The sequence below is a fragment of the Pseudomonas sp. B21-009 genome (assembly GCF_024749345.1).
In the GTDB taxonomy this organism is placed as follows: domain Bacteria; phylum Pseudomonadota; class Gammaproteobacteria; order Pseudomonadales; family Pseudomonadaceae; genus Aquipseudomonas.
Genome location: NZ_CP087199.1, coordinates 5,291,265 through 5,312,824, shown reverse-complemented (window position 1 = coordinate 5,312,824; position 21,560 = coordinate 5,291,265). Strand labels below are relative to the sequence as shown.

Annotated in this window: 12 protein-coding genes, 6 tRNA genes and 3 rRNA genes; all 21 read left to right on the top strand. The window is 56.0% G+C overall.

The window, feature by feature from the left end; all coding sequences use genetic code 11:
* Nucleotides 1-314: 314 nt before the first annotated feature.
* The 21 genes from LOY34_RS24615 (at nucleotide 315) to rpoC (ending at nucleotide 21,500) form a co-directional block, all read left to right on the top strand.
* A 16S ribosomal RNA gene (locus tag LOY34_RS24615) occupies nucleotides 315-1,851 on the top strand.
* A gap of 66 nt (nucleotides 1,852-1,917) precedes the next feature.
* Nucleotides 1,918-1,994, top strand: a tRNA-Ile gene (locus LOY34_RS24610).
* Between the two features lie 29 nt (nucleotides 1,995-2,023).
* A tRNA-Ala gene (locus LOY34_RS24605) sits at nucleotides 2,024-2,099 on the top strand.
* Between the two features lie 214 nt (nucleotides 2,100-2,313).
* A 23S ribosomal RNA gene (locus LOY34_RS24600) occupies nucleotides 2,314-5,204 on the top strand.
* 136 nt (nucleotides 5,205-5,340) lie between these two features.
* Nucleotides 5,341-5,456: ribosomal RNA gene (gene rrf, locus LOY34_RS24595) — 5S ribosomal RNA — on the top strand.
* Together the 16S, 23S and 5S rRNA genes with 2 tRNA genes alongside form the textbook arrangement of a ribosomal RNA operon.
* 164 nt (nucleotides 5,457-5,620) lie before the next feature.
* Nucleotides 5,621-6,580 (top strand): bifunctional biotin--[acetyl-CoA-carboxylase] ligase/biotin operon repressor BirA, encoded by a 960-nt coding sequence (gene birA, locus LOY34_RS24590; protein ID WP_195885144.1) that lies wholly within the window; start codon nucleotides 5,621-5,623, stop codon nucleotides 6,578-6,580.
* A complete protein-coding gene (locus LOY34_RS24585) occupies nucleotides 6,570-7,316 on the top strand; it encodes a pantothenate kinase (RefSeq protein WP_045202403.1) in 747 nt (248 codons plus the stop codon). The genes birA and LOY34_RS24585 overlap by 11 nt, the downstream gene beginning before the upstream one ends.
* A 7-nt stretch (nucleotides 7,317-7,323) precedes the next feature.
* The gene (locus LOY34_RS24580; RefSeq protein WP_258664069.1) at nucleotides 7,324-7,752 is read left to right on the top strand and encodes a hypothetical protein; all 429 of its coding nucleotides are present in this window, start codon (nucleotides 7,324-7,326) and stop codon (nucleotides 7,750-7,752) included.
* Between the two features lie 152 nt (nucleotides 7,753-7,904).
* A tRNA-Tyr gene (locus tag LOY34_RS24575) sits at nucleotides 7,905-7,988 on the top strand.
* Between the two features lie 24 nt (nucleotides 7,989-8,012).
* Nucleotides 8,013-8,086, top strand: a tRNA-Gly gene (locus LOY34_RS24570).
* 26 nt (nucleotides 8,087-8,112) lie between these two features.
* Nucleotides 8,113-8,188: transfer RNA gene (locus tag LOY34_RS24565), tRNA-Thr, on the top strand.
* Between the two features lie 85 nt (nucleotides 8,189-8,273).
* The gene (gene tuf / locus LOY34_RS24560; RefSeq protein ID WP_010220303.1) at nucleotides 8,274-9,467 is read left to right on the top strand and encodes an elongation factor Tu; all 1,194 of its coding nucleotides are present in this window, start codon (nucleotides 8,274-8,276) and stop codon (nucleotides 9,465-9,467) included.
* A 53-nt stretch (nucleotides 9,468-9,520) separates the two neighbouring features.
* Nucleotides 9,521-9,596: transfer RNA gene (locus LOY34_RS24555), tRNA-Trp, on the top strand.
* Nucleotides 9,597-9,641: 45 nt separating this feature from the next.
* Nucleotides 9,642-10,010, top strand: a complete 369-nt coding sequence (secE, locus tag LOY34_RS24550) for a preprotein translocase subunit SecE (protein ID WP_045202238.1) — start codon at nucleotides 9,642-9,644, stop codon at nucleotides 10,008-10,010.
* Between the two features lie 9 nt (nucleotides 10,011-10,019).
* Complete coding sequence (gene nusG / locus LOY34_RS24545) at nucleotides 10,020-10,553, top strand: transcription termination/antitermination protein NusG (RefSeq protein WP_010220294.1); 534 nt, start codon at nucleotides 10,020-10,022, stop codon at nucleotides 10,551-10,553.
* Nucleotides 10,554-10,672: 119 nt separating this feature from the next.
* Nucleotides 10,673-11,104, top strand: coding sequence for a 50S ribosomal protein L11 (gene rplK, locus LOY34_RS24540; RefSeq protein ID WP_010220295.1), 432 nt, complete (start codon nucleotides 10,673-10,675; stop codon nucleotides 11,102-11,104).
* A complete protein-coding gene (gene rplA / locus LOY34_RS24535) occupies nucleotides 11,104-11,799 on the top strand; it encodes a 50S ribosomal protein L1 (RefSeq protein ID WP_045202241.1) in 696 nt (231 codons plus the stop codon). Before rplK ends, rplA begins: the two co-directional genes overlap by 1 nt.
* Nucleotides 11,800-11,998: 199 nt before the next feature.
* Nucleotides 11,999-12,499, top strand: a complete 501-nt coding sequence (gene rplJ, locus LOY34_RS24530) for a 50S ribosomal protein L10 (protein ID WP_045190247.1) — start codon at nucleotides 11,999-12,001, stop codon at nucleotides 12,497-12,499.
* A gap of 78 nt (nucleotides 12,500-12,577) precedes the next feature.
* Complete coding sequence (gene rplL / locus LOY34_RS24525) at nucleotides 12,578-12,943, top strand: 50S ribosomal protein L7/L12 (protein WP_043861936.1); 366 nt, start codon at nucleotides 12,578-12,580, stop codon at nucleotides 12,941-12,943.
* Between the two features lie 219 nt (nucleotides 12,944-13,162).
* Nucleotides 13,163-17,236: a DNA-directed RNA polymerase subunit beta gene (rpoB, locus tag LOY34_RS24520; RefSeq protein ID WP_045202245.1), complete on the top strand. Its 4,074-nt coding sequence runs from the start codon at nucleotides 13,163-13,165 to the stop codon at nucleotides 17,234-17,236.
* 64 nt (nucleotides 17,237-17,300) lie between these two features.
* Nucleotides 17,301-21,500 carry a DNA-directed RNA polymerase subunit beta' gene (gene rpoC / locus LOY34_RS24515; protein WP_045202248.1) on the top strand — a complete coding sequence of 1,400 codons (4,200 nt, stop codon included), beginning with the start codon at nucleotides 17,301-17,303 and terminating at the stop codon, nucleotides 21,498-21,500.
* Nucleotides 21,501-21,560: the final 60 nt, after the last annotated feature.

The window sequence follows — 21,560 nt, the reverse complement described above, 5'->3', positions numbered from 1 at the left end:
GTAGAATTCGCCTCCCGCTACGAGAGATCGCAGCGAGTCAAGTGTTTGAAGTGAAACGAAAAACTTCAAAATAAACGCTTGACAGGCTCTGAGGAAAGCGTAGAATGCGCGCCTCGGTTGAGACGAAAAGCTCTTAACCAACCGCTCTTTAACAACTGAATCAAGCAATTCGTGTGGGTGCTTGTGAGCTCAGACTGATAGTCAAAAAGATTATCAGCATCACAAGTGGCTACACGAAAATCGAAAGATTTGAAAGTAAGTCATTTGAGATTGCTGAGCCAAGTTTAGGGTTTTCTCAAAACCCAAGCAGTATTGAACTGAAGAGTTTGATCATGGCTCAGATTGAACGCTGGCGGCAGGCCTAACACATGCAAGTCGAGCGGATGAGAAGAGCTTGCTCTTCGATTCAGCGGCGGACGGGTGAGTAATACCTAGGAATCTGCCTGGTAGTGGGGGACAACGTTTCGAAAGGAACGCTAATACCGCATACGTCCTACGGGAGAAAGCAGGGGACCTTCGGGCCTTGCGCTATCAGATGAGCCTAGGTCGGATTAGCTAGTTGGTGAGGTAATGGCTCACCAAGGCGACGATCCGTAACTGGTCTGAGAGGATGATCAGTCACACTGGAACTGAGACACGGTCCAGACTCCTACGGGAGGCAGCAGTGGGGAATATTGGACAATGGGCGAAAGCCTGATCCAGCCATGCCGCGTGTGTGAAGAAGGTCTTCGGATTGTAAAGCACTTTAAGTTGGGAGGAAGGGTACTTACCTAATACGTGAGTATTTTGACGTTACCGACAGAATAAGCACCGGCTAACTCTGTGCCAGCAGCCGCGGTAATACAGAGGGTGCAAGCGTTAATCGGAATTACTGGGCGTAAAGCGCGCGTAGGTGGTTTGTTAAGTTGGATGTGAAATCCCCGGGCTCAACCTGGGAACTGCATCCAAAACTGGCAAGCTAGAGTAGGGCAGAGGGTGGTGGAATTTCCTGTGTAGCGGTGAAATGCGTAGATATAGGAAGGAACACCAGTGGCGAAGGCGACCACCTGGGCTCATACTGACACTGAGGTGCGAAAGCGTGGGGAGCAAACAGGATTAGATACCCTGGTAGTCCACGCCGTAAACGATGTCAACTAGCCGTTGGAATCCTTGAGATTTTAGTGGCGCAGCTAACGCATTAAGTTGACCGCCTGGGGAGTACGGCCGCAAGGTTAAAACTCAAATGAATTGACGGGGGCCCGCACAAGCGGTGGAGCATGTGGTTTAATTCGAAGCAACGCGAAGAACCTTACCAGGCCTTGACATGCAGAGAACTTTCCAGAGATGGATTGGTGCCTTCGGGAACTCTGACACAGGTGCTGCATGGCTGTCGTCAGCTCGTGTCGTGAGATGTTGGGTTAAGTCCCGTAACGAGCGCAACCCTTGTCCTTAGTTACCAGCACGTTATGGTGGGCACTCTAAGGAGACTGCCGGTGACAAACCGGAGGAAGGTGGGGATGACGTCAAGTCATCATGGCCCTTACGGCCTGGGCTACACACGTGCTACAATGGTCGGTACAGAGGGTTGCCAAGCCGCGAGGTGGAGCTAATCTCACAAAACCGATCGTAGTCCGGATCGCAGTCTGCAACTCGACTGCGTGAAGTCGGAATCGCTAGTAATCGCGAATCAGAATGTCGCGGTGAATACGTTCCCGGGCCTTGTACACACCGCCCGTCACACCATGGGAGTGGGTTGCACCAGAAGTAGCTAGTCTAACCTTCGGGAGGACGGTTACCACGGTGTGATTCATGACTGGGGTGAAGTCGTAACAAGGTAGCCGTAGGGGAACCTGCGGCTGGATCACCTCCTTAATCGACAGACATCAGCTGTCTTATGAGCTCCCACACGAATTGCTTGATTCATTGAAGAAGACGATTGGGTCTGTAGCTCAGTTGGTTAGAGCGCACCCCTGATAAGGGTGAGGTCGGCAGTTCGAATCTGCCCAGACCCACCAATTACATGTGGTGCAGCCTGTAGCAATACGGGGCCATAGCTCAGCTGGGAGAGCGCCTGCCTTGCACGCAGGAGGTCAGCGGTTCGATCCCGCTTGGCTCCACCACCTTACGTCAAAGCTTAGAAATGAATATTCGCCTCGAATATTGATTTCTGAACTTTTTCAGAATCGTTCTTTAAAAATTTGGGTATGTGATAGAAAGATAGACTGGACAGCACTTTCACTGGTGTGTGTTCAGGCTAAGGTAAAATTTGTGAGTAATTACAAGTTTTCGGCGAATGTTGTCTTCACAGTATAACCAGATTGCTTGGGGTTATATGGTCAAGTGAAGAAGCGCATACGGTGGATGCCTTGGCAGTCAGAGGCGATGAAAGACGTGGTAGCCTGCGATAAGCTTCGGGGAGTCGGCAAACAGACTTTGATCCGGAGATCTCTGAATGGGGGAACCCACTCAGCATAAGCTGAGTATCTTGTACTGAATACATAGGTGCAAGAGGCGAACCAGGGGAACTGAAACATCTAAGTACCCTGAGGAAAAGAAATCAACCGAGATTCCCTTAGTAGTGGCGAGCGAACGGGGACTAGCCCTTAAGTGGCTTTGAGATTAGCGGAACGCTCTGGAAAGTGCGGCCATAGTGGGTGATAGCCCTGTACGCGAAAATCTCTTAGTCATGAAATCGAGTAGGACGGAGCACGAGAAACTTTGTCTGAATATGGGGGGACCATCCTCCAAGGCTAAATACTACTGACTGACCGATAGTGAACCAGTACCGTGAGGGAAAGGCGAAAAGAACCCCGGAGAGGGGAGTGAAATAGATCCTGAAACCGTATGCGTACAAGCAGTGGGAGCCTACTTTGTTAGGTGACTGCGTACCTTTTGTATAATGGGTCAGCGACTTATATTCAGTGGCGAGCTTAACCGAATAGGGGAGGCGTAGCGAAAGCGAGTCTTAATAGGGCGTTTAGTCGCTGGGTATAGACCCGAAACCGGGCGATCTATCCATGGGCAGGTTGAAGGTTAGGTAACACTGACTGGAGGACCGAACCGACTACCGTTGAAAAGTTAGCGGATGACCTGTGGATCGGAGTGAAAGGCTAATCAAGCTCGGAGATAGCTGGTTCTCCTCGAAAGCTATTTAGGTAGCGCCTCATGTATCACTGTAGGGGGTAGAGCACTGTTTCGGCTAGGGGGTCATCCCGACTTACCAAACCGATGCAAACTCCGAATACCTACAAGTGCCGAGCATGGGAGACACACGGCGGGTGCTAACGTCCGTCGTGAAAAGGGAAACAACCCAGACCGTCAGCTAAGGTCCCAAAGTTATGGTTAAGTGGGAAACGATGTGGGAAGGCTTAGACAGCTAGGAGGTTGGCTTAGAAGCAGCCACCCTTTAAAGAAAGCGTAATAGCTCACTAGTCGAGTCGGCCTGCGCGGAAGATGTAACGGGGCTCAAACCATACACCGAAGCTACGGGTATCACTTAGGTGATGCGGTAGAGGAGCGTTCTGTAAGCCTGTGAAGGTGAGTTGAGAAGCTTGCTGGAGGTATCAGAAGTGCGAATGCTGACATGAGTAACGACAATGGGAGTGAAAAACTCCCACGCCGAAAGACCAAGGTTTCCTGCGCAACGTTAATCGACGCAGGGTTAGTCGGTCCCTAAGGCGAGGCTGAAAAGCGTAGTCGATGGAAAACAGGTTAATATTCCTGTACTTCTGGTTATTGCGATGGAGGGACGGAGAAGGCTAGGCCAGCTTGGCGTTGGTAGTCCAAGTTTAAGGTGGTAGGCTGAGATCTTAGGTAAATCCGGGATCTTAAGGCCGAGAGCTGATGACGAGTTGCCATTAGGCGACGAAGTGGTTGATGCCATGCTTCCAAGAAAAGCTTCTAAGCTTCAGATAACCAGGAACCGTACCCCAAACCGACACAGGTGGTTGGGTAGAGAATACCAAGGCGCTTGAGAGAACTCGGGTGAAGGAACTAGGCAAAATGGCACCGTAACTTCGGGAGAAGGTGCGCCGGTGAGGGTGAAGGACTTGCTCCGTAAGCCCATGCCGGTCGAAGATACCAGGCCGCTGCGACTGTTTATTAAAAACACAGCACTCTGCAAACACGAAAGTGGACGTATAGGGTGTGACGCCTGCCCGGTGCCGGAAGGTTAATTGATGGGGTTAGCTAACGCGAAGCTCTTGATCGAAGCCCCGGTAAACGGCGGCCGTAACTATAACGGTCCTAAGGTAGCGAAATTCCTTGTCGGGTAAGTTCCGACCTGCACGAATGGCGTAACGATGGCGGCGCTGTCTCCACCCGAGACTCAGTGAAATTGAAATCGCTGTGAAGATGCAGTGTATCCGCGGCTAGACGGAAAGACCCCGTGAACCTTTACTATAGCTTTGCACTGGACTTTGAATTTGCTTGTGTAGGATAGGTGGGAGGCTTTGAAGCGTGGACGCCAGTTCGCGTGGAGCCATCCTTGAAATACCACCCTGGCAACTTTGAGGTTCTAACTCAGGTCCGTTATCCGGATCGAGGACAGTGTATGGTGGGTAGTTTGACTGGGGCGGTCTCCTCCTAAAGAGTAACGGAGGAGTACGAAGGTGCGCTCAGACCGGTCGGAAATCGGTCGTAGAGTATAAAGGCAAAAGCGCGCTTGACTGCGAGACAGACACGTCGAGCAGGTACGAAAGTAGGTCTTAGTGATCCGGTGGTTCTGTATGGAAGGGCCATCGCTCAACGGATAAAAGGTACTCCGGGGATAACAGGCTGATACCGCCCAAGAGTTCATATCGACGGCGGTGTTTGGCACCTCGATGTCGGCTCATCACATCCTGGGGCTGAAGCCGGTCCCAAGGGTATGGCTGTTCGCCATTTAAAGTGGTACGCGAGCTGGGTTTAGAACGTCGTGAGACAGTTCGGTCCCTATCTGCCGTGGACGTTTGAGATTTGAGAGGGGCTGCTCCTAGTACGAGAGGACCGGAGTGGACGAACCTCTGGTGTTCCGGTTGTCACGCCAGTGGCATTGCCGGGTAGCTATGTTCGGAAGAGATAACCGCTGAAAGCATCTAAGCGGGAAACTTGCCTCAAGATGAGATCTCACTGGAGCCTTGAGCTCCCTGAAGGGCCGTCGAAGACTACGACGTTGATAGGTTGGGTGTGTAAGCGCTGTGAGGCGTTGAGCTAACCAATACTAATTGCCCGTGAGGCTTGACCATATAACACCCAAGCAATTTGAGCGAAAGCCAGATTGCGGTGTTGTGAAGACTGCACAGCCGAAGATTTGTAACTCACAAACATCACATACCCGATTCGCTGGAGTGTCTTAAACAAGACCTTCTGGCAACAGAATTTCTTGACGACCATAGAGCATTGGAACCACCTGATCCCATCCCGAACTCAGCAGTGAAACGATGCATCGCCGATGGTAGTGTGGGGTTTCCCCATGTGAGAGTAGGTCATCGTCAAGATTAAATTCCGAAACCCCTATCTGCATATGCAGGTAGGGGTTTTGTCTTTCTGGCTGTTTCCTCTGTGGGCGGTGACCACAGAGGGCCATTCCTACAGCTCAGTTTTCTATGCAATCCCCACCTGCATGGCTATCATGCCCTCCTCATTGTGAGTCGAGATTGGCATGCTGAAGTTGTTGAAGCTCCTCAAGGATGGCCGGTTCCATTCCGGGCAAGACCTGGGCGCAGCCTTGGGCGTCAGCCGCGCCGCTGTCTGGAAGCAATTACAGCTTCTTGAGGCTGAGCTGAACCTGCCCATTCATAAAGTCCGTGGCCGCGGCTACCAGTTGGCCACGCCGTTGTCGTTGCTGGAAGAATCGGCCATAGCCGAGCTTTCCCAGGGCGAACAATGGCCAGTATTGATATTCGAATCCATCGACTCGACCAATGCCCAGGCTCTGCGCTCAATCAGCGAAGGTCAGGCTGCGCCGTTCCTGGTGCTGGCTGAGCGTCAGGCAGCAGGGCGCGGCCGACGTGGTCGTCAGTGGGTCAGCCCCTTCGCGGAAAACCTCTATTACAGCCTGGTGCTGCGTATTGAAGGCGGCATGCGCCAGCTGGAAGGTCTGAGCCTTGTGGTTGGCCTGGCGGTAATACGTACGCTGCAGGCCTTTGGTGTTGCCGGCGCGGGACTGAAATGGCCGAATGATGTTCTGGTAAACAATCAGAAGATCGCCGGTATCCTCCTGGAGCTGGTCGGAGATCCTGCGGACGTCTGTCACGTCGTGCTGGGGATTGGTATCAACGTCAACATGCAGGTCAACGAGCAGATCGATCAGTTGTGGACGTCAGTGCGTCGTGAGACAGGGGTGGCAGTCGATCGTAATAAACTGGTGGCTGCGCTCAGTCAGAACCTGCAGCAGGATCTGCAGCGCCATCGGCAATCCGGATTCGCCGCGTTCCAGGCCGAGTGGGAACAATCCCATCTGTGGCAGGGGGCTGCGGTGTCCTTGATTGCCGGAGTCAACCGGATTGACGGAATTGTTCTAGGCATTGACCGGCAAGGGGCGCTGCGCCTCGAGGTCGATGGTGTTGAAAAGAGCTTTAGCGGTGGTGAGCTCAGTTTGAGGTTGCGTGATGATTCTTGAGCTCGATTGTGGCAACAGCTTTATCAAATGGCGAGTCATCAGCGCTACTGAGGGCGCCGTTGTTGCCGGCGGCATTGTGGACTCCGATCAGGCCCTGGTGGCTGCCGTCACGGCGCTCCCTGCAGCGCCCCGGCGCTGCCGCCTGGTCAGTGTCAGAAGTGAGGAGGAGACCGCTGGCCTTTCGGCGCTGCTCGCCCAGCATTTTGGCTTGAGCGTCGTGGTGGCTCAGCCTGCCAGGGAGGTCGCTGGCGTACGCAATGGCTATGAAGATTACCAGCGCCTCGGCCTGGATCGCTGGCTTGCGGTGCTGGGCGGCTTTCACTTGGCCCGTGGCGCGTGTCTGGTGATGGATTTCGGTACGGCGGCCAAGGCTGACTTCGTTTCGGCCGACGGCGAGCACCTGGGTGGCTTCATCTGCCCGGGCATGCCGTTGATGCGTAGCCAGCTGCGTACCCACACCCGACGCATCCGCTATGACGATGCCTCCGCTGAGCGCGCACTGTCGAGCCTTGCCCCTGGCCGTTCTACCGTCGAGGCGGTGGAGCGTGGCTGCGTGCACATGCTTCAGGGCTTTGTTCGCTCGCAGCTTGAGCATGCCCATGAGTTATGGGGTGATGATTTCACTGTGTTGCTGACCGGGGGCGATGCGCTCCTGGTGCAAAAGGCTGCTCCACAGGCCCGGGTGGTTCCGGACCTGGTATTTGTTGGCCTGGCCATGGCTTGTCCCCTGGATTGAGGTGCCTATGCGTTGGTTGTTTCTGTTGTTGGTGGTGCTCAACGTCTTTTATTACGTCTGGCACCAGCAGGAAGCGCCGTTGAAGGCCAAGGAAGTGGCGCCGTTGTCGCTGTACAAGGGAAATCAGCAGGATATTCGTCTGCTGAGCGAGTCGAGCAAGGGTAAAACTGCGCCCGAGCGTGGCCAGGAGTGCCTCTATGTAGGTGGCTTGGTGGGCCAGGATCAGCTAAAAGCGCTGCGTCAGCGCTTGCTGACCCTGGATATCGCTGCTGCTCCGGTGACCGGCCGCCTGGGGGACAGCACGGGTTTGTGGTTGCAGATTACGCCCCAGAGCCAGCGTTTGCTGGACCAAACCGTGCTCGGGACACTTTCCCATGATTTCAAAGACTTAAAACATAAAATAATGTTGTGCGAGGGTATTGCAACTGGCGAATAGCTTGATAGAATGGCGCCCGCTTCACAGGGAACACCACTGAGGTGGTAGAGCTGGAAGCGGTGTCAAAGCAGCTAAGCTTCAGATTTGATTGAAAAAATTTGAAAAAACGCTTGACACTTGATCGGTATCTGAATAGAATGCCGGCCAATTCTGGAGGGATTCCCGAGCGGTCAAAGGGGACGGACTGTAAATCCGTTGCGAGAGCTTCGAAGGTTCGAATCCTTCTCCCTCCACCAGTTTTAGCGAGAGCCGCAAGCTCCGCGGGTATAGTTTAGTGGTAGAACCTCAGCCTTCCAAGCTGATGATGCGGGTTCGATTCCCGCTACCCGCTCCAGGTTTGCTGTTGTTGCACAGTGTTACGCTCTTGTAGCTCAGTTGGTAGAGCACACCCTTGGTAAGGGTGAGGTCAGCGGTTCAAATCCGCTCAAGAGCTCCATATAACAAGGCAGATATGAAAATATCTGCCTTTGTTTTAATGGTCATATTGACTTGCTTGTTTCTTATTGCTGAGGATTGTCTCGATGGCTAAGGAAAAGTTCGATCGTAGTCTGCCGCACGTAAACGTCGGCACCATTGGTCACGTTGACCATGGCAAGACCACGCTGACTGCGGCACTGACCCGCGTCTGCTCCGAAGTTTTCGGTTCGGCCGTCGTTGAATTCGACAAGATCGACAGCGCTCCAGAAGAGAAAGCTCGCGGTATCACCATTAACACCGCACACGTCGAGTACAACTCGAACATTCGTCACTACGCTCACGTCGACTGCCCAGGTCACGCTGACTACGTGAAGAACATGATCACCGGTGCTGCCCAGATGGACGGCGCGATCCTGGTTTGCTCGGCCGCCGATGGTCCGATGCCACAAACCCGTGAGCACATCCTGCTGTCCCGTCAGGTTGGCGTTCCGTACATCGTGGTCTTCCTGAACAAGGCTGACCTGGTAGACGACGCTGAGCTGCTGGAACTGGTCGAGATGGAAGTTCGCGACCTGCTGTCCACCTATGACTTCCCAGGCGACGACACCCCGATCATCATCGGTTCGGCTCGTATGGCGCTGGAAGGCAAAGACGACAACGAAATGGGCACTACCGCTGTCAAGAAGCTGGTTGAGACTCTGGACAGCTACATCCCAGAGCCTGAGCGCGCTATCGACAAGCCGTTCCTGATGCCAATCGAAGACGTATTCTCGATCTCGGGTCGTGGTACCGTTGTTACCGGTCGTATCGAGCGTGGTATCGTCCGCGTTCAAGACGCCCTGGAAATCGTTGGTCTGCGTGACACCACCACCACCACCTGCACCGGTGTTGAGATGTTCCGCAAGCTGCTGGACGAAGGTCGTGCTGGCGAGAACTGCGGCGTGCTGCTGCGCGGCACCAAGCGTGACGACGTTGAGCGTGGCCAGGTTCTGGTCAAGCCAGGTTCGGTCAAGCCGCACACCAAGTTCACCGCAGAAGTTTACGTTCTGAGCAAAGAAGAAGGCGGCCGTCACACTCCGTTCTTCAAAGGCTACCGTCCACAGTTCTACTTCCGTACTACTGACGTGACTGGTAACTGCGAGCTGCCAGAAGGCGTTGAAATGGTAATGCCAGGTGACAACATTCAGATGACTGTTACCCTGATCAAAACCATCGCGATGGAAGACGGTCTGCGTTTCGCTATCCGTGAAGGCGGTCGTACCGTCGGCGCTGGTGTAGTAGCGAAGATTATCGAATAAGTAGTTGATTTCTCTCGATCAGGCCGGCATAATGGTCGGCCTGATAAGCTTTTAGGTCAGTAGCTCAATTGGCAGAGCGACGGTCTCCAAAACCGTAGGTTGGGGGTTCGATTCCCTCCTGACCTGCCAGATTCACCTCGTGTGTCTGGCTTTCTTTTCACAGGATCTTCCTAGATGACTCCCAAGGCTGAAGCCCAAGACTCTCGTTTTGATCTGCTCAAGTGGCTGGCTGTTGTCGCTTTGGTAGTCGTTGGTGTTGTGGGTAACCAGTATTACTCTGCTTCGCCGATTCTGTACCGCGTACTTGCACTGCTTGCCCTTGCTGCTGTAGCTGGCTTTGTTGCCCTGCAGACCGCCAAAGGCAAGTCGTTCTTTGCGCTGGCAAAGGAAGCTCGCACCGAGATTCGTAAAGTCGTATGGCCAACCCGCCAAGAAACCACGCAGACCACGCTCATCGTAGTGGCGGTTGTCCTGGTGATGGCGTTGCTGCTGTGGGGTCTCGACTCCCTGCTGGGTTGGTTGATTTCCTTGATTGTTGGCTAAGGGTGTCCCGTGGCTAAGCGTTGGTACGTTGTGCATGCTTACTCGGGTTACGAGAAGCATGTCATGCGCTCGCTGATCGAGCGCGTAAAGCTGGCTGGCATGGAAGATGGCTTCGGCGAAATTCTGGTCCCCACTGAAGAAGTGGTTGAGATGCGCAATGGCCAGAAACGCAAAAGCGAGCGTAAGTTCTTCCCAGGTTATGTGCTGGTCCAAATGGACATGAACGAAGGGACTTGGCACTTGGTCAAGGACACCCCTCGCGTCATGGGCTTCATCGGTGGTACTGCAGACAAGCCTGCACCGATCACCGACAAGGAAGCCGAGGCCATTCTGCGTCGCGTTGCCGATGGCAGCGACAAGCCGAAGCCGAAGACTCTGTTTGAGCCGGGCGAAGTGGTCCGTGTTATCGATGGTCCGTTTGCTGATTTCAACGGTACCGTTGAAGAAGTTAACTACGAGAAGAGCCGGATCCAAGTGGCCGTGCTTATTTTCGGTCGCTCTACCCCGGTAGAGCTCGAGTTCAGCCAGGTCGAGAAGGTCTAGCCGAACAAAGCATCCCATACCCCGCAGCCCTATGTGCTGCGGGGTTTTGTCGTCACTGGGATAAAACGCAAGTCATCCGGGGAGCCATCTGGCGTTCGTACCCGATATTGGAGTAGCTCATGGCTAAGAAGATTCAGGCTTACATCAAGCTGCAAGTAAAGGCCGGCCAGGCCAACCCAAGCCCACCCGTTGGTCCAGCACTGGGTCAACACGGTGTGAACATCATGGAATTCTGCAAGGCCTTCAACGCCCGTACCCAGGGTCAAGAAGCCGGCCTGCCGACTCCTGTGATCATCACTGTTTACAGTGACCGCAGCTTCACCTTCGAAACCAAAAGCACCCCTGCTTCGGTTCTGCTGAAGAAAGCAGCTGGCCTGACCAGCGGTTCTGCACGTCCGAACACCGTTAAAGTCGGTACTGTGACCCGTGCTCAGCTGGAAGAGATCGCAAAAACCAAAAATGCTGATCTGACCGCTGCTGACATGGATGCGGCCGTGCGTACCATCGCCGGTTCCGCTCGCAGCATGGGCCTCAACGTGGAGGGTGTGTAATGGCTAAGCTGACCAAGCGCCAAAAGGCCATTGCTTCGAAAATCGAAGCAGGCAAAGTCTACAACTTCGAAGAAGCAGCAGTGCTGCTGGCCGAACTGTCCACCGTGAAGTTCAGCGAATCCTTCGACGTTGCTGTCAACCTCGGTGTTGACCCACGTAAATCCGACCAGGTCGTACGTAGCGCTACCGTGCTGCCACACGGCACTGGCAAGACCGTACGTGTAGCTGTCTTCACCCAGGGTCCTGCTGCCGAGGCCGCTCTGGCTGCCGGCGCTGACCGCGTTGGTATGGACGACCTGGCTGCCGAAATGAAAGGCGGCGACCTGAACTATGACGTCGTTATTGCTTCCCCGGACGCAATGCGTGTTGTAGGTCAGCTGGGTCAGGTTCTGGGTCCTCGCGGCCTGATGCCTAACCCGAAAGTCGGTACCGTAACTCCAGACGTAGCCACCGCGGTTAAAAACGCCAAGGCTGGTCAGGTTCGTTATCGCACCGACAAAAACGGCATCATCCACACCTCCGTTGGCAAAATCGGCTTTGAAGCTGGCAAGCTGAAGGAAAACGTTGAAGCCCTGATCGCTGATCTGAAGCGTATCAAGCCAGCTTCCTCGAAAGGTATCTACGTCAAGCGCGTTACCCTGAGCACCACCATGGGCCCAGGTCTGGTCATCGACCAGAGCTCGCTGAACGCGTAAGACAAAACTCGGTGCGAGCGATCGCGCCAGGTTGAAAAATTGGGGTCCCTGCCTGGCGGGGGCTATCCAAGACCGTAGGCGACGCAAGTCTTAAACCACAAGCCTACGCAGATGGTGCCCCTGGTTCCTTACCGAATCAGACACCAAAACGACATCCGGCCCCGGCTGGATGAAACGGTAACAAGCAGGAGTTTTACCCGTGGCAATTAAACTCGAAGACAAGAAGGCCATCGTCGCTGAAGTCAACGAGGCTGCCAAAGTCGCTCTGTCTGCTGTCGTGGCTGATGCCCGTGGCGTGACTGTAGGCGCAATGACCGGACTCCGTAAAGAGGCTCGTGAAGCTGGCGTTTACGTACGTGTTGTACGTAACACCCTGCTCAAGCGCGCTGTTGCTGACACTGAATTCAGTGTCCTCAACGACGCCTTCACCGGCCCTACCCTGATCGCGTTCTCCAACGAACACCCGGGCGCTGCTGCCCGTCTGTTCGCAGAATTCGCCAAGGGTCAGAGCAAGTTCGAGATCAAGGCAGCTGCGTTCGACGGCAAGTTCCTTGCCGCAAACCAGATCGACGTGTTGGCTTCGCTGCCGACCCGCGACGAAGCTATTGCAAAGCTGATGAGCGTGATCCAAGGCGCTACCAGCAAGCTGGCTCGTACTCTGGCAGCCGTTCGCGACCAGAAAGAAGCTGCTGCAGCCTAAGGCGCAGAAAGCACTTTCGAAATCATACGTTTAATTTGATGGCTGCGTAGGCTGTCACCCCAATACAGGATTTAAGTCATGTCTCTGACTAACGAGCAAATCATCGAAGCAATCGGCCAGAAAACCGTTCTGGAAGTTGTTGAGCTGATCAAAGCAATGGAAGAAACCTTCGGCGTTACCGCTGCTGTTGCCGCTGCTGGCCCAGCTGCTGCCGCTGCCGTTGTTGAAGAACAAACCGAGTTCAACGTTGTTCTGGTTGCCGCTGGCGACAAGAAAGTAAACGTGATCAAGGCTGTTCGCGAACTGACCGGCCTGGGCCTGAAAGAAGCCAAGGAAAAGGTTGATACCGCTCCTCAGGTTGTTGCTGAAGGCGTTTCGAAAGAAGCCGCTGACAAAGCTAAAGCTGACCTGGAAGCAGCAGGCGCTACCGTCGAACTGAAATAATTTCGACTGTGCGTCTCCAGCCCGAGCGACAAGCGAAAGGCTGATGGCTGGTGGCTCTTGCCACCGGCCTTTTTCCGTTATTGGCAGCTGACCAGGTCGGCGCTGATAACGAGCTGCAACCACCAATGATGGTGGCGCAAACCAAGGGGTTTGCACGATTTTCTGGCTGCTCCCGTCGGGAGAAGCCAAACAAGCAGGTGACCAAGCTGGGGAACGCTGATGGCTTACTCATACACTGAGAAAAAACGTATCCGCAAGGACTTTAGCAAGTTGCCGGACGTCATGGATGTGCCTTACCTCCTGGCCATCCAGCTGGATTCGTATCGTGAATTCTTGCAAGCGGGAGCGACCAAAGATCAGTTCCGCGACGTGGGCCTGCATGCGGCCTTCAAATCGGTTTTCCCGATCATCAGCTACTCCGGCAATGCTGCCCTGGAGTACGTTGGCTATCGTCTGGGCGAACCGGCTTTTGATGTCAAAGAATGCGTACTGCGTGGCGTGACCTACGCGGTGCCGCTGCGGGTAAAAGTCCGCCTGATCATTTTCGACAAAGAATCGTCGAACAAAGCGATCAAGGACATCAAAGAGCAAGAAGTCTACATGGGTGAAATCCCCCTGATGACTGAAAACGGTACCTTCGTAATCAACGGTACCGAGCGTGTTATCGTTTCCCAGCTGCACCGTTCGCCGGGCGTGTTCTTCGATCACGACCGCGGCAAGACGCACAGCTCTGGCAAACTGCTGTACTCGGCGCGGATCATTCCTTACCGCGGCTCGTGGCTGGACTTCGAATTCGATCCGAAAGACTGTGTATTCGTCCGTATCGACCGTCGTCGCAAACTGCCTGCGTCGGTTCTGCTGCGCGCGCTGGGCTACAGCACTGAAGAAGTGCTGGACGCTTTCTACACCACCAACGTTTTCCACGTGTCGGGCGAGAAGCTCAGCCTGGAGCTGGTGCCTCAGCGCCTGCGTGGTGAAGTTGCGGTCATGGACATCCATGACGAAACCGGCAAGGTCATTGTCGAGCAAGGTCGTCGTATCACTGCTCGCCACATCAACCAGCTGGAAAAAGCTGGCGTCAAGCAGCTGGACGTGCCGCTGGAGTACGTCCTGGGCCGCACTACCGCCAAGGCGATCGTGCACCCGGCTACCGGCGAGATCCTGGCTGAGTGCAACACCGAGCTGAGCACCGACGTCCTGGTGAAAATCGCCAAGGCCCAGGTTGTTCGCATCGAGACCCTGTACACCAACGACATCGACTGCGGTCCGTTCATCTCGGATACCCTGAAGATCGACTCCACCAGCAACCAACTGGAAGCGCTGGTCGAGATCTATCGCATGATGCGTCCTGGCGAGCCGCCAACCAAGGATGCCGCCGAGACCCTGTTCAACAACCTGTTCTTCAGCGCCGAGCGTTACGACCTGTCGGCCGTTGGCCGCATGAAGTTCAACCGTCGTATCGGTCGCACCGAGATCGAAGGTTCGGGCGTGCTGAGCAAGGAAGATATCGTCGAGGTCCTCAAGACCCTGGTCGACATCCGTAACGGCAAAGGCATCGTCGACGACATCGACCACCTCGGTAACCGTCGCGTCCGCTGTGTCGGCGAGATGGCCGAGAACCAGTTCCGCGTTGGCCTGGTGCGTGTAGAGCGCGCGGTCAAAGAGCGTCTGTCGATGGCAGAAAGCGAAGGCCTGATGCCTCAGGACCTGATCAACGCCAAGCCGGTTGCGGCGGCGGTGAAAGAGTTCTTCGGCTCCAGCCAGCTCTCGCAGTTCATGGACCAGAACAACCCGCTGTCCGAGATCACCCACAAGCGTCGTGTCTCTGCACTCGGCCCTGGTGGTCTGACCCGTGAGCGCGCAGGCTTCGAAGTCCGTGACGTACACCCGACCCACTACGGCCGCGTGTGCCCGATCGAGACCCCTGAAGGTCCGAACATCGGTCTGATCAACTCCCTGGCGGCATACGCTCGCACCAACCAGTACGGCTTCCTGGAAAGCCCGTACCGCGTGGTGAAAGAGGGCGTGGTTACCGACGACATCGTGTTCCTGTCGGCGATCGAAGAAGCTGATCACGTCATCGCCCAGGCTTCGGCCACGATGAACGAGAAGAAGCACCTGATCGATGAGCTGGTAGCTGTTCGTCACCTGAACGAATTCACCGTCAAGGCGCCGGAAGACGTCACCCTGATGGACGTTTCGCCGAAGCAGGTAGTTTCGGTTGCAGCATCGCTGATTCCGTTCCTCGAGCACGACGACGCCAACCGTGCGTTGATGGGTTCGAACATGCAGCGTCAGGCTGTACCAACCCTGCGCGCCGACAAGCCGCTGGTCGGTACCGGCATGGAGCGCAACGTTGCCCGTGACTCCGGCGTTTGCGTCGTGGCCCGTCGTGGCGGCGTGATCGACTCTGTCGATGCCAGCCGTATCGTTGTTCGCGTTGCCGATGACGAAGTTGAAACCGGTGAAGCCGGTGTCGACATCTACAACCTGACCAAATACACCCGTTCGAACCAGAACACCTGCATCAACCAGCGTCCGCTGGTTAACAAGGGTGACGCGGTTCAGCGTGGCGACATCATGGCCGACGGCCCGTCCACCGACATGGGTGAACTGGCGCTGGGTCAGAACATGCGCATCGCGTTCATGGCGTGGAACGGCTTCAACTTCGAAGACTCCATCTGCCTGTCCGAGCGTGTTGTTCAGGAAGACCGCTTCACCACGATCCACATCCAGGAACTGACCTGTGTGGCCCGTGACACCAAGCTTGGCCCAGAGGAAATCACCGCGGACATCCCGAACGTCGGTGAAGCTGCGCTGAACAAGCTGGACGAAGCCGGTATCGTTTATGTTGGTGCTGAAGTTGGCGCTGGCGACATCCTGGTCGGCAAGGTCACGCCAAAAGGCGAAACCCAGCTGACTCCGGAAGAAAAACTGCTGCGCGCAATCTTCGGTGAGAAAGCCAGCGACGTTAAAGACACCTCCCTGCGCGTGCCTACCGGCACCAAAGGTACTGTCATCGACGTACAGGTCTTCACCCGTGATGGCGTCGAGCGCGACAGCCGTGCGCTGTCCATCGAGAAGATGCAGCTGGACGAGATCCGCAAGGACCTCAACGAAGAGTTCCGCATCGTCGAAGGCGCAACCTTCGAGCGTCTGCGTTCGGCCCTGAACGGCCAGGTTGTCGACGGTGGTGCAGGCCTGAAGAAAGGCACTGTGATCACCAACGAAGTCCTGGACGGTCTGGAGCACGGCCAGTGGTTCAAACTGCGCATGGCCGAAGACGCGCTGAACGAGCAGCTCGAGAAGGCCCAGGCCTACATCGTTGATCGTCGCCGTCTGCTGGACGACAAGTTCGAAGACAAGAAGCGCAAGCTGCAGCAGGGCGATGACCTGGCACCGGGCGTACTGAAGATCGTCAAGGTCTACCTGGCAATCCGTCGCCGCATCCAGCCGGGCGACAAGATGGCCGGCCGTCACGGTAACAAAGGTGTGGTCTCGGTGATCATGCCGGTCGAAGACATGCCGCACGACGCCAACGGTACTCCGGTCGACGTGGTCCTCAACCCGTTGGGCGTACCATCGCGTATGAACGTCGGTCAGATCCTCGAAACCCACCTGGGCCTGGCGGCCAAAGGTCTGGGCGAGAAGATCAACCGCATGCTCGAAGAGCAGCGCAAGGTCATCGAGCTGCGCAAGTTCCTCACCGAGATCTACAACGAGATCGGTGGTCGTCAGGAACAACTGGAGACCTTCTCCGACCAGGAAATCCTGGACCTGGCGAAGAACCTCAAAGGCGGTGTGCCAATGGCCACTCCAGTCTTCGACGGTGCCAAGGAAAGCGAGATCAAGGCCATGCTGAAACTGGCAGACATGCCAGAAAGCGGTCAGATGCAGCTGTTCGACGGTCGTACCGGCAACAAGTTCGAGCGTCATGTGACCGTTGGTTACATGTACATGCTCAAGCTGAACCACTTGGTGGACGACAAGATGCACGCGCGTTCCACTGGTTCTTACAGCCTGGTTACCCAGCAGCCGCTGGGTGGTAAGGCGCAGTTCGGTGGTCAGCGTTTCGGGGAGATGGAAGTGTGGGCGCTGGAAGCATACGGCGCGGCATACACCCTGCAAGAAATGCTCACAGTGAAGTCGGACGACGTGAACGGTCGGACCAAGATGTACAAAAACATCGTGGACGGCGATCACCGTATGGAGCCGGGCATGCCCGAGTCCTTCAACGTGTTGATCAAAGAGATTCGTTCGCTCGGTATCGATATCGATCTGGAAACCGAATAACACGTGACGCGAATCGGGAGCGTGGCTGAAAAGCCCGCTCCCTGCTCCGCCAGGAGGAAAGGCCTTGAAAGACCTACTGAATTTGCTGAAAAACCAGGGTCAAGTCGAAGAGTTCGACGCCATCCGTATCGGATTGGCCTCGCCTGAGATGATCCGTTCGTGGTCGTTCGGTGAAGTTAAAAAGCCGGAAACCATCAACTACCGTACGTTCAAACCTGAGCGTGACGGCCTGTTCTGCGCCAAGATCTTTGGCCCAGTCAAGGACTACGAGTGCCTGTGCGGTAAGTACAAGCGCCTGAAGCACCGCGGCGTGATCTGCGAGAAGTGCGGCGTTGAAGTCGCCCTGGCCAAGGTTCGTCGTGAGCGCATGGCGCACATCGAACTGGCTTCGCCGGTTGCCCACATCTGGTTCCTGAAGTCGCTGCCGTCCCGTATCGGCCTGCTGATGGACATGACCCTGCGTGATATCGAGCGCGTTCTCTACTTCGAGAGCTATGTCGTTATCGACCCGGGCATGACCACCCTGGAAAAAGGCCAACTGCTCAACGACGAGCAGTACTTCGAAGCGCTGGAAGAGTTCGGTGACGACTTCGACGCCCGCATGGGTGCCGAGGCTGTCCGCGAGCTGCTGCACGCTATCGACCTGGAGCACGAGATCGGTCGCCTGCGCGAAGAGATTCCGCAGACCAACTCGGAAACCAAGATCAAGAAGCTGTCCAAGCGTCTGAAACTGATGGAAGCCTTCCAGGGCTCGGGCAACCTGCCTGAGTGGATGGTCCTGACCGTTCTGCCGGTTCTGCCGCCAGACCTGCGTCCACTGGTTCCGCTGGATGGCGGTCGCTTCGCGACTTCCGACCTGAACGACCTGTATCGTCGGGTGATCAACCGTAACAACCGTCTGAAGCGCCTGCTCGACCTGTCCGCGCCGGACATCATCGTGCGCAACGAAAAGCGCATGCTGCAGGAAGCGGTCGACGCCTTGCTGGATAACGGCCGTCGCGGTCGTGCCATCACCGGCTCGAACAAGCGTCCTCTGAAATCCCTGGCCGACATGATCAAGGGTAAGCAAGGTCGTTTCCGTCAGAACTTGCTCGGTAAGCGCGTTGACTACTCCGGCCGTTCGGTAATTACCGTAGGTCCGACCCTGCGTCTGCACCAGTGCGGTCTGCCGAAGAAAATGGCTCTCGAGCTGTTCAAGCCGTTCATTTTCGGCAAGCTGGAAATGCGTGGTCTGGCGACCACCATCAAGGCCGCCAAGAAGATGGTCGAGCGCGAGCTGCCAGAGGTCTGGGACGTTCTCGCCGAAGTGATTCGCGAACACCCCGTACTGCTCAACCGTGCGCCGACCCTTCACCGTCTGGGTATCCAGGCCTTTGAACCGGTACTGATCGAAGGTAAGGCTATCCAGCTGCACCCGCTGGTCTGTGCTGCGTACAACGCCGACTTCGACGGTGACCAAATGGCCGTTCACGTGCCGCTGACGCTGGAAGCCCAGCTCGAAGCGCGCGCGCTGATGATGTCGACCAACAACATTCTGTCGCCAGCCAACGGTGAGCCAATCATCGTTCCGTCGCAGGACGTTGTACTGGGTCTGTACTACATGACCCGTGAAGCCATCAACGCCAAGGGCGAAGGTCGCGTGTTCGCCGACCTGCAGGAAGTCGACCGCGTATTCCGCGCCGGCGAAGCTGCCCTGCACGCCAAGATCAAGGTTCGTATCAACGAAACCGTAAACGATCGTGATGGCGGCAGCGTCAAGAACACCCGTATCGTCGACACTACTGTCGGCCGTGCGCTGCTGTTCCAGGTTGTACCGCCAGGTCTGTCGTACGACGTGGTCAACCAGCCAATGAAGAAAAAGGCGATCTCCAAGCTGATCAACCAGTGCTACCGCGTGGTTGGTCTGAAAGAGACCGTGATCTTCGCTGACCAGCTGATGTACACCGGTTTTGCCTACTCGACCATCTCCGGCGTTTCCATCGGTGTTAACGACTTCGTTATCCCGGATGAAAAAGCCCGCATCATCGGTACCGCTACCGACGAAGTGAAAGAGATCGAGAGCCAGTATGCCTCCGGCCTGGTAACCCAGGGCGAGAAGTACAACAAAGTCATCGACTTGTGGTCCAAGGCGAACGACGAAGTTTCCAAAGCGATGATGGCCAACCTCTCGAAAGAGAAAGTCATCGACCGCAACGGCGACGAAGTCGAGCAAGAGTCCTTCAACTCGATGTACATGATGGCTGACTCCGGTGCCCGGGGTTCGGCAGCTCAGATTCGTCAGCTGGCCGGTATGCGTGGTCTGATGGCCAAGCCGGACGGCTCGATCATCGAGACGCCGATCACCGCGAACTTCCGTGAAGGTCTGAGCGTACTCCAGTACTTCATCTCGACTCACGGTGCTCGTAAGGGTCTGGCGGATACCGCGCTGAAAACCGCGAACTCCGGTTACCTGACTCGTCGTCTGGTAGACGTTGCCCAGGATCTGGTGGTTACCGAGATCGACTGCGGCACCGAGCAAGGCCTGCTGATGACGCCGCACATTGAAGGCGGCGACGTTGTAGAGCCGCTGGGTGAGCGTGTACTGGGTCGTGTTATCGCCCGTGACGTGTTCAAGCCAGGCACCGACGACGTTATCGTTCCGGCCGGTACCCTGGTCGACGAGAAGTGGGTCGAATTCATCGAGCTGAACAGCATCGACGAAGTGATCGTGCGTTCGCCGATCAGCTGCGAAACCCGCTACGGCATCTGCGCCAAGTGCTACGGTCGCGACCTGGCTCGCGGTCACCAGGTGAACATCGGTGAAGCGGTCGGCGTTATCGCTGCCCAGTCGATCGGTGAGCCGGGTACCCAGCTGACCATGCGTACGTTCCACATCGGTGGTGCTGCAAGCCGGACCTCGGCTGCCGACAGCGTCCAGGTGAAGAACGGCGGTATGGTTCGCCTGCACAACCTGAAACAGGTTGAGCGTGCCGACGGTAACCTGGTTGCCGTATCGCGTTCCGGTGAGTTGGCGATTGCCGACGAATTCGGTCGTGAGCGTGAGCGTTACAAGCTGCCTTACGGTGCGGTCATTTCCGTGAAGGAAGGCGACAAGGTCGACGCTGGCGCAATCGTCGCCAAGTGGGACCCGCACACCCACCCGATCGTTACCGAAATGAAAGGTACCGTGACCTTCGTGGGCATGGAAGAAGGCATCACCATCAAGCGTCAGACTGACGAATTGACTGGTTTGACCAACATTGAGGTTCTGGACGTCAAAGACCGTCCGGCTGCAGGTAAGGAAATCCGCCCTGCAATCAAGATGGTCGACGCCAATGGCAAGGATCTGCTGCTGCCAGGTACCGACGTACCGGCTCAGTACTTCCTGCCGGCGAACGCCCTGGTTGGTGTGGCTGACGGTGCCCAGATCGGCGTCGGTGACGTTATCGCGCGTATCCCGCAAGAAACGTCGAAGACCCGTGACATCACCGGTGGTCTGCCACGGGTTGCCGACTTGTTCGAAGCCCGTCGTCCGAAAGAAGCCTCGATTCTGGCTGAAGTCAGCGGCACCATCGCCTTCGGTAAAGAGACCAAGGGCAAGCGCCGTCTGGTCATCACCCCGAACGATGGCAGCGATCCGTACGAAGAGCTGATTCCGAAGTGGCGTCACCTGAACGTCTTCGAGGGCGAACAGGTTAACCGCGGCGAAGTTATCTCCGACGGTCCAAGCGATCCGCACGACATCCTGCGTCTGCTGGGTGTAAGCGCGCTGGCCAAGTACATCGTCAACGAGATTCAGGACGTTTACCGTCTGCAAGGCGTGAAGATCAACGACAAGCACATCGAGACCATCCTGCGTCAGATGCTGCGTAAAGTTGAGATCACCGAGTCCGGCGATTCCAGCTTCATCAAGGGCGACCAGATGGAACTGACCCAGGTACTGGTAGAGAACGAGCGTCTCGGCGCAGATGACAAGTTCATCTCCAAGTTCTCGCGCGTACTGCTGGGTATCACCAAGGCCTCGCTGTCCACCGAATCGTTCATCTCGGCGGCTTCCTTCCAGGAAACCACCCGCGTACTGACCGAAGCGGCGGTAACCGGCAAGCGCGATTACCTGCGCGGCCTGAAAGAAAACGTGGTCGTGGGTCGTCTGATCCCGGCCGGTACCGGTCTGGCCTACCACAGCGAGCGCAAGCGTCGCCGTGATGCCGACAAACCGCTGCGCGTAAGTGCCAGTGAGGTGGAAGCCGCACTGACCGAAGCGCTGAATTCCAGCGGTAACTGAAAGTAGGATAGGGCCCCGGCAAACCTGTTTTGGCCATCGGCGACATAATTTGTTGCCGAT

Excerpts from the sequence above, each read along its gene's own strand:
- secE (WP_045202238.1), top strand. The coding sequence starts at position 9,642 with ATGACTCCCAAGGCTGAAGCCCAAGACTCTCGTTTTGATCTGCTCAAG.
- LOY34_RS24585 (WP_045202403.1), top strand. The coding sequence starts at position 6,570 with ATGATTCTTGAGCTCGATTGTGGCAACAGCTTTATCAAATGGCGAGTC.
- LOY34_RS24580 (WP_258664069.1), top strand. The coding sequence starts at position 7,324 with ATGCGTTGGTTGTTTCTGTTGTTGGTGGTGCTCAACGTCTTTTATTAC.
- rpoB (WP_045202245.1), top strand. The coding sequence starts at position 13,163 with ATGGCTTACTCATACACTGAGAAAAAACGTATCCGCAAGGACTTTAGC.
- birA (WP_195885144.1), top strand. The coding sequence starts at position 5,621 with ATGCTGAAGTTGTTGAAGCTCCTCAAGGATGGCCGGTTCCATTCCGGG.
- rplA (WP_045202241.1), top strand. The coding sequence starts at position 11,104 with ATGGCTAAGCTGACCAAGCGCCAAAAGGCCATTGCTTCGAAAATCGAA.
- rplL (WP_043861936.1), top strand. The coding sequence starts at position 12,578 with ATGTCTCTGACTAACGAGCAAATCATCGAAGCAATCGGCCAGAAAACC.
- tuf (WP_010220303.1), top strand. The coding sequence starts at position 8,274 with ATGGCTAAGGAAAAGTTCGATCGTAGTCTGCCGCACGTAAACGTCGGC.
- rplK (WP_010220295.1), top strand. The coding sequence starts at position 10,673 with ATGGCTAAGAAGATTCAGGCTTACATCAAGCTGCAAGTAAAGGCCGGC.